General features: G+C 64.1%; 12 protein-coding genes. 5 read left to right on the forward strand and 7 right to left on the reverse strand.

The genetic code is table 11. The features are described 5' to 3' along the window. Positions 1 to 208: 208 nt before the first annotated feature. The 4 genes from G4L39_RS00320 to G4L39_RS00335 all read right to left on the reverse strand — a co-directional run bounded on the left by G4L39_RS00320 (position 209) and on the right by G4L39_RS00335 (position 5,001). Positions 209 to 1,096 carry a hypothetical protein gene (locus G4L39_RS00320; RefSeq protein WP_165105047.1) on the reverse strand — a complete coding sequence of 296 codons (888 nt, stop codon included), beginning with the start codon at positions 1,094 to 1,096 and terminating at the stop codon, positions 209 to 211. 185 nt (positions 1,097 to 1,281) lie between these two features. Further along, complete coding sequence (locus G4L39_RS00325) at positions 1,282 to 2,538, reverse strand: hypothetical protein (RefSeq protein WP_165105049.1); 1,257 nt, start codon at positions 2,536 to 2,538, stop codon at positions 1,282 to 1,284. 409 nt (positions 2,539 to 2,947) lie between these two features. Beyond that, on the reverse strand, positions 2,948 to 3,958 hold the full coding sequence (locus tag G4L39_RS00330; RefSeq protein WP_165105051.1) for a DUF4412 domain-containing protein: 1,011 nt from the start codon (positions 3,956 to 3,958) through the stop codon (positions 2,948 to 2,950). Then, positions 3,955 to 5,001 (reverse strand): right-handed parallel beta-helix repeat-containing protein, encoded by a 1,047-nt coding sequence (locus G4L39_RS00335; RefSeq protein ID WP_165105052.1) that lies wholly within the window; start codon positions 4,999 to 5,001, stop codon positions 3,955 to 3,957. The genes G4L39_RS00330 and G4L39_RS00335 overlap by 4 nt, the downstream gene beginning before the upstream one ends. A gap of 634 nt (positions 5,002 to 5,635) precedes the next feature. Here G4L39_RS00335 and G4L39_RS00340 point away from each other — a divergent pair. The 5 genes from G4L39_RS00340 (at position 5,636) to G4L39_RS00360 (ending at position 10,304) form a co-directional block, all read left to right on the forward strand. Then, complete coding sequence (locus G4L39_RS00340; protein ID WP_165105054.1) at positions 5,636 to 6,106, forward strand: SRPBCC family protein; 471 nt, start codon at positions 5,636 to 5,638, stop codon at positions 6,104 to 6,106. A 381-nt stretch (positions 6,107 to 6,487) separates the two neighbouring features. Further along, positions 6,488 to 6,754 carry a 50S ribosomal protein L28 gene (rpmB, locus tag G4L39_RS00345; RefSeq protein WP_165105056.1) on the forward strand — a complete coding sequence of 89 codons (267 nt, stop codon included), beginning with the start codon at positions 6,488 to 6,490 and terminating at the stop codon, positions 6,752 to 6,754. A gap of 200 nt (positions 6,755 to 6,954) precedes the next feature. Continuing rightward, positions 6,955 to 7,755, forward strand: coding sequence for a dihydroorotate dehydrogenase electron transfer subunit (locus G4L39_RS15275; RefSeq protein WP_205880674.1), 801 nt, complete (start codon positions 6,955 to 6,957; stop codon positions 7,753 to 7,755). After that, on the forward strand, positions 7,752 to 8,717 hold the full coding sequence (locus tag G4L39_RS00355) for a dihydroorotate dehydrogenase (RefSeq protein WP_165105057.1): 966 nt from the start codon (positions 7,752 to 7,754) through the stop codon (positions 8,715 to 8,717). The genes G4L39_RS15275 and G4L39_RS00355 overlap by 4 nt, the downstream gene beginning before the upstream one ends. 180 nt (positions 8,718 to 8,897) lie before the next feature. Next, positions 8,898 to 10,304, forward strand: coding sequence for a purine-cytosine permease family protein (locus G4L39_RS00360; protein WP_165105059.1), 1,407 nt, complete (start codon positions 8,898 to 8,900; stop codon positions 10,302 to 10,304). Positions 10,305 to 10,425: 121 nt separating this feature from the next. Here G4L39_RS00360 and G4L39_RS00365 read toward each other — a convergent pair whose 3' ends face one another. Genes G4L39_RS00365 through G4L39_RS00375 form a run of 3 tightly spaced genes read right to left on the reverse strand, consistent with a single transcriptional unit; the run spans position 10,426 to position 13,055 of the window. Further along, positions 10,426 to 10,944 (reverse strand): dihydrofolate reductase, encoded by a 519-nt coding sequence (locus G4L39_RS00365; RefSeq protein WP_165105060.1) that lies wholly within the window; start codon positions 10,942 to 10,944, stop codon positions 10,426 to 10,428. 24 nt (positions 10,945 to 10,968) lie between these two features. Continuing rightward, on the reverse strand, positions 10,969 to 12,234 hold the full coding sequence (locus tag G4L39_RS00370) for an aminotransferase class V-fold PLP-dependent enzyme (RefSeq protein WP_165105062.1): 1,266 nt from the start codon (positions 12,232 to 12,234) through the stop codon (positions 10,969 to 10,971). Between the two features lie 26 nt (positions 12,235 to 12,260). Continuing rightward, positions 12,261 to 13,055, reverse strand: a complete 795-nt coding sequence (locus G4L39_RS00375) for a thymidylate synthase (RefSeq protein WP_165105064.1) — start codon at positions 13,053 to 13,055, stop codon at positions 12,261 to 12,263. Positions 13,056 to 13,143 lie beyond the last annotated feature (88 nt).

Here is a 13,143-nt window from a genome sequence, read left to right on the forward strand (position 1 = left end):
GGCGGCGAGCCCGCGCGTGCCCAACACCACGGCCACCAGCCGGCCGAGGCAGCAGAGAGACGCGATGAGCGTGGCGCAGGCTGGCAGCCTGCTGTGTCGCGGTTTGCAAATCTTCCAGCCGCCGCTCCCAAAAACATGGTCGGCCCGGCAAGGCTGCTTCGCCCCGCCGAGCCGACCCATCCCCCGAACCCAAAACACCTCCGCCGCCTTACGGCGACAGCGGCTTGACCGCTCGCACCCGATAAAACCGCATCGGCGCGCTGGTGTCGCTGAAGCTCCGCGTCGTGCTCTCCCCGTCAGGCACTATCAGCCCCAACCCGCTGTCCTCCCACACCGGCACCGGCAAGTCCAGGTTCAGCGCCTTCTCGAGGTAGTAGCGCCGCGTGGGCTTGCTCGTCCAGGTCACCTTCGGCTCCCTGCCGTCCGGCGGAGTATCGAATGCCGTGATCCGCAGGTGCTCATCGGCGTTCAAGGGGTTCGTGTCTGCCAAATACTCCTGCAGGTTGTTCATCCCGTCACCGTCAGGGTCGTCCTCGGCTCTGGGCGAAAGGCCGTCGAAGTACAGCCGTTCCCAGGCGTCGGGCAGGCCGTCGCCGTCGGTGTCGGCCCCGTTGGCGACCACGTCGGTCTGCACATGGGCCACCGCGTTGCTCAAGCTGATCCAGCCGCAGTTGGCCGACCAGACGTAACCGCTGAGTTTGCCGGTGTTCAGGTCCACCCTGGGCGCGCCGGTGCCCTCGAAGTTGATCCAGCCGATGTTGGCCCCCCAGGCGTAGCCGCGCAGGTTGCCCAGGCCATCGTGATTGACGCCCCAGTCGGTGGCCGAGTTGTTCTGGTATTGGATGCCGTTGGCGGGCGTGCCACTGCCCAGGCTGATCCAGCCCACGTTGGCGGCATAAATGTAGCCCGAGCAGATGTATTCGCCGATGACGGCGCCGTTGTTGGCGTCGCCGCGCCAGTCCATCCAGCCGAGGTTGGCGCCGTAGGCCAATTTGTTGGCGGGATTGATGGTGGTGGCGGCCTGCAGGCCGGTCAGGGGCAGCAGCCCCGCAAGCGAGAGCAGTGCAAGGGCCGGGAGTTTGAGCGGTGTTTTCATGGTCGGTTCAGGTTTCGAGGTTGAAGGTATTTGGGTTCAAAGCGCTCGTGCCATGCGAAGGGCGCCCGGCGGGCCGGTTTTCAGGCCGGCCCGCCAATGGGCGGCAAAGAACATTCTGATGGGCCGAAGTCGAAGCCGGCCCTGCAGAATGCGGTGTTGCGAAATCGGCCCATGCGGCTGGCGCTTCAGGGCATGTTGTATTTGTAGGTGGCGATGATGGTGCCCTCGCCAGAAGCAACGTAACAGCCGTTGGCCATAACAGTTAAGATCGCAGTGCCGTTAGTGCGTGTGCCGACGCAAAAAACGGCGTTTTTCGTATTCACTCCCACGCCATTCAAGCTCCGGCCATAGCAGCCAATGGCCGTGCGATCCGCAAAAATGCCGTTGCCGTAGTCGCTTTCGCCGTAACAGTTCTGGGCGCTGTCGGCATAAATGCCGTAGCCGCTGCCGCTTTCGCCGTAACAGTTCTGGGCGCTGTAGGCATAAACGCCGTTGCCGCTGAAGCCGTAGCCGGAACAGTTCAGTGCGGTCTTGGCATAAACGCCGTTGCCGCTGATGCTGTAGCCGCGACAGTTCTGGGCGGTGGCAGTGACACGAACGCCGTCGCCGTTGTTGCTGGAGCCGCGACAGTTCTGGGCGGTGATGGCATAAACGCCGTTGCCGTAGTCGCTTTCGCCGTAACAGTTCTGGGCGTTGTCGGCATAAACGCCATTTCCGCTGCGGCTTCTGCCGTAACAGTTCAGTGCGGTCTTGGCATAAACGCCGTGGCCGCTGCCGATGGATCTGCCCCAGCAGTCGGATACGGTCCAGCCCTCTATTGCCGTGTCGCCGCATTCCAGAGCCGTGCAGTTTTTCACGACCGTGGCGACAATCCCCTTGCCCCCGATCGTCCGCACGGCGCAGTTTTCCACAACCGTCGAGTCGCTATTGCCGACGTCGATACCGTCATAACGGCAGCCGGAGACGTTGACCCCGCTCACCCGAACGGCGCGGGGCGCAGTGCTGAGATAGTAATAGCCAATGCCGTAGTCAAAGCCCGGCCCGTTATACGTGCCGGCATTGTTCGTCACCCCGCCCTCGATGTTCCCGTTCAGAATCGCCAGATTCCTCAAGTCACCATAAATCAAAATCGCCGTCCCGCTGGCGGGATTGGCCGTGGAGCGAATGGTGTAGCCGTTCAAATCCAGCGTCACGCCGTTGGTCGCAATCGTGATCCCGTTAGCGTTACTGACGGTCAGGTTGGTCGTCAGGTAATAGGACCCCGGTTCGGTGATGGTGAACGGCGCCGAACTGATGGGCGTGCGCGGCTCGACCTGTTGCAAGGTCTTCATCGTCGGCGCGGGCGCGCCCGGCGGCGTCAAACTCCCCTGGCCCGGGGCCAAAGAAGGGAGAAGTACTGTCGAAAGCAGCCCAAAGGCTGCAAGGTGGATTTGCAGTTTCATGCTGTGTTCAGGTTTCCAGGTTGTGGTTTTTGGTTTCAGCGATTTCGCCTCGAAACGAATCGCGCCCCACCCGTGTCGCGCCGCTCAAGGGCGCTAACGGCGAGAATTAGCTACCTTATCGGCCAAAACAGCTCCGGCTTTAAGATTTTCTGCGGGGTCACTTTTTGAAGGCGCGGTGAAAGGCATCGGGATGCAACGTCACCGTCCAGCCTCCTGGCGCCACAGCTGGAGCGCGGAACATTTGCTCCGCCAGCGACCGTTGCCTTCCCTCTCCCTCGAAGGAGGAGACCAAGGTGAGGCTGGCGCAGGCTGGCAGCCCGCCATATCACGCATTGGCAAGCCGCCTGCCACCGGCAGTGCGCCGAAGTTTGCAAAGATTCAGGTCGCCTCCTGTCCATGCGGCACTCCCTCAAAACGGCAGGGGTTGAACTTCGTGATACTCCGACGGCGGCGAAAAGAGCGTCCCGTCCTTGTCTTCGATCTTCTCCGGTCGAATGCTCCGCACCTCGAACCGCAGCCGCTCCGGGCCGGCCACAGGCGCGTTGGTCTCACCGGACAACGCCGGCATCTCAAACCGCAGGACGGCCAGCAACGGGAACAACTTCCGCGCCCGCAACAACTCCCCCCATTGCTCCTCGAGCATCCGCGGACCAAAACGCGGCGGCTGGTTCGGCTGCCACGGCTCGAATGGCAACAACTTGTCGGTTGCCCAAATCTCCATCACCTCGCCGCGTTGACGCAGTTCATAGCGGGCGCAGGCGTAACCGAGCAGGTTGGTCGTCTGGCCGGTGGCCTTCAGCTCCAGCGGCTCTACACCCATCGGCATCATCGGCAACGCCGGCATCGCGGGCATGCCGGGTCCCGCGCCGGGCAAACCGCCCGCTTGCGGGCCAACACCTGGCGGCAAACCCGCCGGCGGCTGCGGCATCGCCGGCAGGGCGGGCATCGTCGGCGGCGCAGGCGCACCGGGCAGATTCGTCGGGCCAATGACGACCGGCCCGGGCGTTTGCAGCCCGATGCCCGGCGGAAGCGCGTGGGGCAGGCTTCCAGCCTGTGCTTCTGGGCCGAGACCCGGTGGAAGCGACGGCGACGTCGGGAAACCTGTTGGCGGCGCGGACGCCTTGGCTGCCGCCGGTTTCAGGCGCACAAAGCTGCGGTTGTGGGGAAAGACCAGCGTGCGTTCGCCGGTTTGCAGGTTCACGAGGTTTCGGGCGTGCGGCCGGTCGGTTTCCCCGCGCTCGATTCGCAGCATGTTCGTGCTGACGGTGTAGAGCCAGGTCTGCGTCTCGCCGCCGCGCACCAGCGCCGCCTGGATGCGCCCCTCGAAGCCGGAGGCCGACGCCAAACTGGCCGTCAGGCTCAGCGCCAGCGTTCCTACGTGCACCGGCAGCCGGAAGCCGAGCATTTCGAAGCGCCTCATGGCATGTTGTATTTGTGGTCGGCGGTGATGGTGCCGTAGGCAGGGAGAATAACGTAACAGCTGTTGGCCACAGCAGCATTGATCGCAGTACCCCCGGAGGTGTTCCAGCCGCTACAAAAAGCGGCGATTACCGTAGACACTCCCGTCCCAAACTGGCCGCACTTGCCGAAGCAGCCAATCGCTATGTCGCCAGCAGTAACGCCGCGGCTGGTGTTGCTGTAGCCGTAACAGTTCTGGGCGGTGTGGTAGGCATAAACGCCATCGCCGGTGCTGCTGATGCCGTAACAGTTCTGGGCAATCATGGCATCAACGCCATTGTTTCCGGTGCTGTTGCCGTAACAGTTCAGTGCCGTGTAGGCATAAACGCCGCGGCCACTGTTGCTGAAGCCGTAACAGTTCTGGGCGGTGCTCCCGGAATAAACGCCGTGGCCGCTGGCGCTGTTGCCGGAACAGTTCTGGGCGGTGGTGGCGGCAAAAACGCCGTGGCCGCTGCCGGTGGATTCACCCCGGCAATCGGATACGGTCGTCCCCGCAATCGCTGTGTCGGCGCATTCCAGAGCCGTGCAGTTTTTCACGACCGTGGCGACAATCCCATAGCGTCCAACCGTCCGCACGCTGGAGCTCTCCACCACCGTCGAGTCGCCATTGCCGACGTTGATACCGTCTTGAGAGCAGCCGGAGACGTTGAGCCCGCTGACGCGGACGTTTCGGGGTGCGACTTGGGGATAAATTACGCCGTAACCAAAGCCCGGCCCGCTATACGTGCCGGCATTGTTCGTCACCCCGCCCTCGATGTTGCCGTTCAGAATCGCCAGATTCCGCAAGCCGTTCTCAATCCAAATTGCCGCCGCGTTGGCGGGATTGGCCGTGGAGCGAATGGTATAGCCGTTCAAATCCAGAGTCACGCCGTTGGTCGCAATGATGATCGCGCTCCCGCTACTGACGGTCAGGTTGGTCGTCAGGTAATACGACCCGGGCTGGCTGATGGTGAACGGGGCCGAACTGATGGGCGCGCGTGGCTCAACCTGCTGCAAGGTCTTCATGGTTGGGGCGGGCGCGCCCGGCGGCGTCAAACTCCCCTGGCCCGGGGCCAAGAAGGGAGAAGTACTGTGGAAAGCAGCCCAAGGGCTGCAAGGTGGATTGGGGGTTTCATGCTGTGTTCAGGTTTGCGGTTGTTGGTCTTGGTTTCAGCAATTTCGGTTTCAAACGAATCCTGCCCCGCCCGTGTCGTGCAGCTCAGGGCCGCTAACGGCGAGAATAAGTTCCTCCTAGCCCGGGACGGCCCCGGCTTCAAGAATTTTTTTTGCGGGGTCACTTTTCTGAATCCCCGGTAAGTGGCGTCGGGATGCTATGTCACCGTCCAGCCTCGTGGCGCTGTGGCCGGAGCGCGGAACATTGATCCTGAAGGTGAGGGTGGCGTGGGCTGGCAACATACTTTATCCCGCATTGCCAATGCTCCGGCCCCGCTCCCAGGAACACGGTCGCCCTGGCGCGAGCCCTTGCAGTCAGTGAAGTCGGGTGGCAGCCTCACCCGACTGGTCTGTCCGGTCCCCCGGACATCCGGGTGGGAACCGGGAGCAGGTAGCCGGTGTTGCCCCGAAATGCATTTGGCTGGCCAAAAAGCGTTGTTCCGCCCACCCTTGGGGGTTGAGACCGAATCGCTTCGGAGACGCTGCGATGATCCATGTCCTTGAGACCCGGCAGAGGATTCCGGCGGACCTGGACACGGTGTGGGCGTTTTTTGCCACGCCCCGTAACCTGAACGAAATCACGCCACCGGACCTGCATTTCAGCTTTGTCCGGGGCGGCGAGGAACCGATGTACGCCGGGCAGGTGATCGAGTATCGGGTCACCATATTCCCCTGCGTTGCCGTCCGTTGGCTGACCCAGATCACCCATGTGGAGCCCGGGCGCCGGTTTATTGATGAGCAGCGTGTCGGCCCCTATCGGCTGTGGATTCACGAGCACCGCTTCGAGCCCGTGGAAGGTGGGGTGTTGATGACGGACCGGGTGACCTATGCGCTGCCGTTTGGGGTTGTGGGGCGCCTGGTTCATCGTCTGGTGGTGCGCCGTCGGCTCGAGTACATCTTTGCGTATCGGCGGCGGGTCATTGCCAAAATCTTCGGTGGAGGAGAGGGCCAGGGTTGAATGTGAAGGTTGGAGGATGGTGCCGGCGGTGTGCGGGCGGTCGGTTTTGGGGTGAGGGCCGGTCCGGGGACAGGGCGCGGCTCGGCCCTGCAGCGTTTGAGCGACCGCCCTTCCGGTCGGAAACGGACCGTGGGCGGCCGGGCAGCTCTTCGGCGCAGGGGCTGATTCTGGGGGGTTCACCGCCGGGGTTGGGAAAGCTTCCGGGGTGGCGGCTGGTGGCCTGATCCGGTGTCAACCCTGGTGGGGGCGACAGGGTGGTTTTTTGGCGCTCGCGGCTGTGCGGGGTGCAAATTGGCGCTTGCGGCGGTGGGGATCGGGCGTAGAATGTGCGGCTCCGGGGTCGTGGAAAGCGGCTCCCGGGAGGGCTTGGAGGATTTGAGTATGGCAAGGATTTGTCCATTGACAGGCAAGCGGCCCCGCAAGGGCAGCATCATCTGGCGTCGTGGCAAGCCAAAGAAGGCCGGTGGTATCGGTACGCACGTCACGGCGGTGACGAAGCGGCGGTTTTTCCCGAACCTGCAGCGGGTGAAGGCCGTGGTGAACGGGCGTGTCCGGTACATCCGGGTGGCGGCCAGTGCGATCAAGAAGGGATTGGTGGTCAAACCGCCGAAGCGGAACTGGAAGAAGCCGGAGGCTGCGACGGCCTGAGGGGGTGGGTCTTGTCCGCCGGGCGGACTGCGCCCGGTGGGTGTTGTGTGAGCTGGTTTGCAACGACGGAGGATCGGGAGGCGAAGCCCGGGCGGCTTCGCCTTTTGGTTTGTGCCGCTCGGATGGGGGTTTGAAGGTTGCAAGGGGCCGGCGGGGCGTGAGGGGTGAGCGTTGGTTGACAAGGTCGGCTGGGGCGTTTCATGTTGCGCGGGTTGATGGTGGACGAATTGGTGGAAGTGACGGAGAACCGGCTGTGGGCCGGTTTGTATTATTTGCTGGAGCTGCGGGCGCCGGCGATCGCGGCGGAGGCGCAGCCCGGGCAGTTTGTGCACATCCGGGTTCCGGGTTGTGCGGATGCATTGTTGCGGAGGCCATTCAGCATTTATCGGGTTCAGGGGGAGACGGTTTCGGTCCTGTACAAGGTGGTGGGGAAGGGTACGGCGGCGCTGGCGCGGGTGCGGGCCGGGGAACGGTTGGAAGTGCTGGGTCCGTTGGGGCATGGGTTTAGTTTGCCGCGGGCGGGTGAGGAGGAGCCGTTGTTGGTGGCGGGGGGGTACGGAGTGGCGGCGCTGTATTTGTTGGCGGAGCGGTCGCCGTGTCGGGGGATTTTGTTTGAGGGGGGTCGGACCCGTGGGGACGTTTTGTGTGAGGAGGAGTTTCGGGCGCTGGGCTGGGAGGTGCGGGTGACGACGGAGGATGGGAGCCACGGGTGGCGCGGGCTGGTGACGGAGCCGTTGCGGGAGGAGCTGGCCCGGCGTGCGCGGGGTCGGAAGTTGTATGCGTGCGGGCCTACGGGGATGCTGCGTGCGGTGGCGCGTTTGGCGGAGGAGTTTGGGGTGGCGGCGGAGGTGTCGTTGGACGAGCCCATGTGTTGCGGGGTTGGCGTATGTTTGACGTGTGTGGTGCCGGTGCGGACGGCGGAGGGCTGGGAATATCAGCGGGCGTGTACGGAGGGGCCGGTGTTTGATGCGCGTCGGGTGTTGTGGGAGGTACCGGCATGAATCTGGCGGTGCAAATTGGCGGGTTGCGGTTGCAGAACCCGGTGACGGTGGCGTCGGGGACGTTTGGTTACGGGGTGGAGTATGCGCGGTTGCTGGATTTGAACCGTTTGGGTGCGGTGACGGTGAAGGGGATTTGTTTGCGGCCGGTGCGGGGGAATCCGAAGCCGCGGACGGCGGAGGTGACGAGCGGTTTGTTGAACGCGATCGGGTTGCAGGGGCCCGGCGTGGACGGGTTCATCCGGCACTACTGGCCGTTTTTGCGGCAGTTGCGGGTGCCGACGATCATCAACATCTGGGGTACGACGATCGAGGAGTATGCGGAGGTGGCGCGGCGGTTTGATGAGTTGGAGGGTGTGGGTGCGCTGGAGCTGAACGTGTCGTGTCCGAACATCAAGGAGGGGGGCGCGCAGTTTGGGACGGACTGTCGGTTGTTGGGCCGTGTGGTGGCGGCGTGTCGGAGGGCGACGCGGCTGCCGTTGATCACGAAGTTGAGTCCGAATGTGACGAGCATTGTGCCGTATGCGCGGGTGGCGGAGCAGGAGGGGAGCGACGCGTTGTCGATCATGAACAGCTATCCGGCGCTGGCGATTGACATTGAGACGCGGCGGCCGCGGCTGGGCAACGGGATCGGGGGGTTGACCGGTCCGTGCATCAAACCGATTGCGGTGAAGCTGGTGTATGATGCGGCGTGTGCGGTGCGGATCCCGATCATCGGGATGGGCGGGATTCAGAGCGCCGCGGATGCGGTGGAGTTTTTGCTGGCGGGGGCGACGGCGGTGGCGGTGGGAACGGCGAATTTTTACGCGCCGCGGACGGCGCTGGAGGTGATTGAGGGTTTACAGGCCTACATGAAGCGGCATGGGATCGGGGATGTGCGGGAGTTGATCGGGCGGGTGGAGATGCCCGGTACGGGCCGGCCGGCGGAGGCGGGGGCCCCGGAGGGGGCTGGAGGTTCTGATTGACAGAATCGGGCGCGGTTCATTAGAAAGGTCGCACCGGGCGCGGGGGGTCGTTGAGACGGGACCGCGCGCGGTCGGAAGCGCAATCATGGAAACGACCGTCGGCATTCGTCGCACCGGGTGCCCTGTGGCGGGGCCGGAGTCGGGTGCTGGCGGCGGTTTTTCAACCCAACAACCGGTGTCATGAACGAAACCACTCCTCAACCTGCGACCTCTCTTCCGGGTTACATCACCAGCGCGACGCCCAATCCGATGGACAAACGGGCGCCATGGTACAAGAACACCGCGCCGACGTATGCGGGGATTTTTCTGTGGTTTGTGTTTTGGGACCCCGTGACGAACGGGGGACAGTCCCTGTCGGCGGGTCTGGGTGTGGCGCTGCTGGGGCTGTTGTTGTCGGCGCTGGCGTGTCATTACCTGTTTTACCTGGTGCCGGGTTTGTTTGGGATGCGGACCGGCCTGCCGTTGTACATTGTGGGGACGTCAACCTTTGGGGCGCAGGGCGGGTTCATCATGCCCGGCTTTTTGATGGGGGTGTTGCAGTTCGGTTGGTTGGGCGTAAACGCCTTTTTCTCGTCCATGCTGTTGTACAACACGTTTTCGGGCGGCTCGTTGACGGCGGATTCCACTTATCCGGTGCCGGGCCATGCGATTCTGGTGGTGATCTGGGCGGCGTTGGCGGCGTTCATGGGGTTGAAGGGGATCCAGTATGTGGCGAAGGTGGCGACGTACCTGCCGCTGTTGCCGTTGATCATTTTGTTGATCCTGTTTGTAAAGACGGTGGGGGGTGTGGGGAGCTTTGATCCCCAGGTCCTGGTGAAGGCGGGGAAGGTGGCGCAACCACTGAGCGCCGGTGCGGTGATTGCGCTGATGTTGACCTACGTGGTGGGCTTTTTCGCCACGGCGGGTGCGGCCGGTGTGGATTTTGGTCTGAACAACCGTGACAAGAAGGACGTGCAGATGGGCGGTTTGGTGGGGATTGGGCTGGCGATCCTGGTGACGGCGGGGTTGAGCCTGTTGATTGTGGCGGGTGCTTATGGTCAGGCCGGGGCGAATTCGCCGGAGGGGGTGACGGCCACGAGTCTGATGGTGAGCGTGGTGGGTGAGAAGGCGGCGAAGGTGTTCTGGCTGTTGCTGGCGCTGGCGGCGTTTCCGCCGGCGTGTTTCTCCTCGTTTATTGCGGCCAACAGCTTCAAGACCACGCTGCCGAAGGTGAATCCGTTCGTGTCGGTGGGGATCGGCACGGTGGTGAGCATTGTGCTGGCGATGTTTGGCTGGGCGGGCAAGCTGGTGGCGGTCTTTACGATCATTGGGGCTTCGTTCGGCCCGATTTGCGGTGCGATGGTGGCGGATTACCTGTTGAGCGGCGGGCGTTGGACCGGGCCGCGGGCAGGGTTTAATCCGGCTGGGTGGCTGGCGTGGGCGCTGGGTTTTGTGGTGGGCATTCTGCCGAATTTGAACGTGGCGGTGCCGGCGGCGCCCGTGCTGGCGTTTGTGGTGGGTTTCGTGGTGTATTTTGTGGCTTCGAAGATCGGGTTGCAATCGCCGGTGGTGCCGTTGAGCGGGCCGCTGGCGGAGGCCACGAAATGAGGCGGTTGGTTTGAAAGGCCGCCGTCGGGCCGGTGGGGTCCGACGGCGGCTTTGTTTTCCGGGGTGGTATGCGGTTGTGCGCGGCGGTGGGGGTCGAGCCGGGGCGGAAGGGGTGGGGCGTTCACGGACGATCCGGGCCGGGTGCCGCGGTTTTTTGGCGGTAATGCAGGATGCGGAATTCCGGGTGGGTCAGGATTTCCCGGACCAGTTCGAACCGGTGTTCGAAGGGCGGGAAGAAGGCGTCGCCGTGGACTTCGCGTTGGACGAGGGTGAGGTAGAGGTCGGAGCACCAGGGAAGTGCCTGGGCGTAGATGTCGGCGCCGCCGCAGATGAAGGCCTTGCGACCGCGGGTGAGGGCGCGCACCTCGTTCCAGTCCCGGGCGATGCGGACTCCGGGCCAGCCGGGGTGGTGGCGGGTGAGGACGATGGTTTCGCGGCCCGGCAGAGGTCGGCCGATGGCTTCGAAGGTGCGCCGGCCCATGACGAGGACGTGGCCGAGGGTGGTTTGGCGGAACCAGCGGAAGTCTTCCGGCAGATGCCAGGGCAGCCGGCCGTGGGAACCGATGACGCGGTTCAGGGCCATGGCGGCGATGGCGATGAAGGGCTGTGCGGGGGTGGATGGATCAGGCTGTGCCGGCATGGGGCGTTGTGGAACGGGCTGGTTTCAACGGGCTTGGAGGCTGTGTTTCCATCTTCCCAGGGCGTCGAGGAGTCGCTCGCAATCGTCCCAGCAGTTGTACAGGTGTGTGGAGACGCGGAGGACGCGTGCGGGCGGTTGCGGCCATGGGAAGACGGGCACTTCGATGCGGTGTTGCTGCCAGAGGAGGTCGCAGAGCGGGTCCAGGCCGTTTCGGATGCGCGGGATGTCGTCGGGTGCGGCCGGTGGTAGCGGGATGGCGACCATGGCGGCAAGCATGGAGTCGGGTGCGGGTGGCGGGATTTGGAAGAGCTGGCACAAGCGGTTGCGGAGGTGGAGGGCCAGGGTGCGGTTGCGTTGCTGGATGGCGGGCCAGCCGCCGGGCAGGAGGGAACCGACGGTCCGGATGGCCTCGGGCACGCAGAGCCACGGGGTGGGGTCCATGGTGCCCATCCAACCGAACTCCAGGAGGAACCGGTTGCGGTCGGTACGGTTGCTGTTGGCGCCGTGGCTGGTGATGAGCGGGCGGACCCGGGTTTGGAAGTCGGGTCGGACGCAGAGGAACGCGGCGCCCTTGGGTGCGCAGAGCCATTTGTGGCAGTTGCCGGTGTAACCGAGGCAGTTGAGGGCGTCGAGCTGGAGGGGGAGCAGGCCGGGGCCGTGGGCGCCGTCGACGATGACCTCGACGCCGTGCTGGCGGAGTGTGGGCACGATGGTTTCGATGGGGAAGACGAGTCCGGTGGGGCTGGTGACGTGGTCGAGGAGTGCGAGCCGGGTGTGGGGGGACAGGGCGTTCAGGAGCAAGTTCAGGACGGCGTCCGGGCCGGGGATGGGGAAGGGGATTTGGACGATGCAGATGCGGGCGTGGTGTTCGGTGGCGATGCGGTGGAGGGCGTTGCGGCACGCGTTGTATTCGTGATCGGTTACGAGGACTTCGTCGCCCGGTTGCCAGGGAAAGGCGCGGAGGAGGATGTTGACGCCCTCGGTGGCGTTACGGACGAACACGAGGCGGTCGGGGCTGGTGCCGAGAAACCGTGCGAGTTCGGTCCGGGCTGCGTCCCAGAGGGGTTCGAATTCGTCGACGAAGAAGCGGACGGGCTGGTTTTCGATGTGGTTTTGGAGGGTGTGCTGGCGTTGGAGGACGGGTCGGGGGCAGCTGCCGAAGGCGCCGTGGTTCAGGAAGGTGATGTTGGGATGGAGGGCCCAGAAGTCGGTGGACCCGAACCGGCGGGTGAGGAGTGGGTCTGAGGTTGGGGGGACCGGCGGTTGGGTGTTGGTGGAGGTGGTATTCACGGTTGGGCCGGGGATGGTTGTGGTTTTCAGACGGCGACGGGGGCTTTGATGGCGGGCCAGGGGTCGTAACCGATCAATTCGATGTCCTCGAATCGGAAGTCTTCGAGTTTACGGACTGCGGGGTTGAGTCTGACGGTGGGGAGGGGGCGCGGTTGGCGGGAGAGTTGGAGGCGGGCTTGTTCGAGGTGGTTGGCGTAGAGGTGGAGGTCGCCGAAGGTGTGGATGAATTCGCCGGGTTGGAGGTTGCAGACGTGTGCGATCATGAGGGTGAGGAGGCTGTAGCTGGCGATGTTGAACGGGACGCCGAGGAAGGCGTCGGCGCTGCGCTGGTAGAGCTGGCAACTGAGGTGGCCGTCGAGGACGTAGAATTGGAAGAGGGTGTGGCAGGGTGGGAGGGCCATTTGGTGGAGTTCTCCGGGGTTCCAAGCGGTGACGATGAGGCGGCGGCTGTCCGGGTTACGCTGGATTTCCTCAATGACGCGTGCGAGCTGGTCGATGGAGCGGCCGTCCGGGGTGCGCCAGTCGCGCCATTGGGCGCCGTAGATGCGGCCGAGGTTGCCGTCGGGATCGGCCCATTCGTCCCAGATGGTGACGCCGTGTTGTTGGAGCCAGCGGACGTTGGTGTCGCCGCGGATGAACCAGAGCAGTTCGTAGACGACGCTTTTCCAATGGATTTTCTTGGTGGTGACGAGGGGGAAACCGGCGCGGAGGTCAAAGCGCATCTGGTAGCCGAAGACGGACCAGGTGCCGGTGCCGGTCCGGTCGTGTTTGAACCGGCCGTGGTCGAGGATGTGCTGGAGCAGGTCGTGATATTGTTTCATGTGCGTTTGGGCTTTTGGGTGTCCCGCTTGGCGGGCTAGGAAACGTCAGGAGGGGTGGGGATGCAAGTGCAAGAGGGGTGGGGTCATG

It is taken from the genome of Limisphaera ngatamarikiensis, assembly GCF_011044775.1.
GTDB lineage: Bacteria > Verrucomicrobiota > Verrucomicrobiia > Limisphaerales > Limisphaeraceae > Limisphaera > Limisphaera ngatamarikiensis.

Coding starts and splice junctions, on each gene's coding strand:
- G4L39_RS00355 (WP_165105057.1), top strand. CDS start 7,752: ATGAATCTGGCGGTGCAAATTGGCGGGTTGCGGTTGCAGAACCCGGTG.
- rpmB (WP_165105056.1), top strand. CDS start 6,488: ATGGCAAGGATTTGTCCATTGACAGGCAAGCGGCCCCGCAAGGGCAGC.
- G4L39_RS00375 (WP_165105064.1), bottom strand. CDS start 13,055: ATGAAACAATATCACGACCTGCTCCAGCACATCCTCGACCACGGCCGG.
- G4L39_RS00330 (WP_165105051.1), bottom strand. CDS start 3,958: ATGAGGCGCTTCGAAATGCTCGGCTTCCGGCTGCCGGTGCACGTAGGA.
- G4L39_RS00325 (WP_165105049.1), bottom strand. CDS start 2,538: ATGAAACTGCAAATCCACCTTGCAGCCTTTGGGCTGCTTTCGACAGTA.
- G4L39_RS00335 (WP_165105052.1), bottom strand. CDS start 5,001: ATGAAGACCTTGCAGCAGGTTGAGCCACGCGCGCCCATCAGTTCGGCC.
- G4L39_RS00365 (WP_165105060.1), bottom strand. CDS start 10,944: ATGCCGGCACAGCCTGATCCATCCACCCCCGCACAGCCCTTCATCGCC.
- G4L39_RS00320 (WP_165105047.1), bottom strand. CDS start 1,096: ATGAAAACACCGCTCAAACTCCCGGCCCTTGCACTGCTCTCGCTTGCG.
- G4L39_RS00360 (WP_165105059.1), top strand. CDS start 8,898: ATGAACGAAACCACTCCTCAACCTGCGACCTCTCTTCCGGGTTACATC.
- G4L39_RS00340 (WP_165105054.1), top strand. CDS start 5,636: ATGATCCATGTCCTTGAGACCCGGCAGAGGATTCCGGCGGACCTGGAC.
- G4L39_RS15275 (WP_205880674.1), top strand. CDS start 6,955: ATGTTGCGCGGGTTGATGGTGGACGAATTGGTGGAAGTGACGGAGAAC.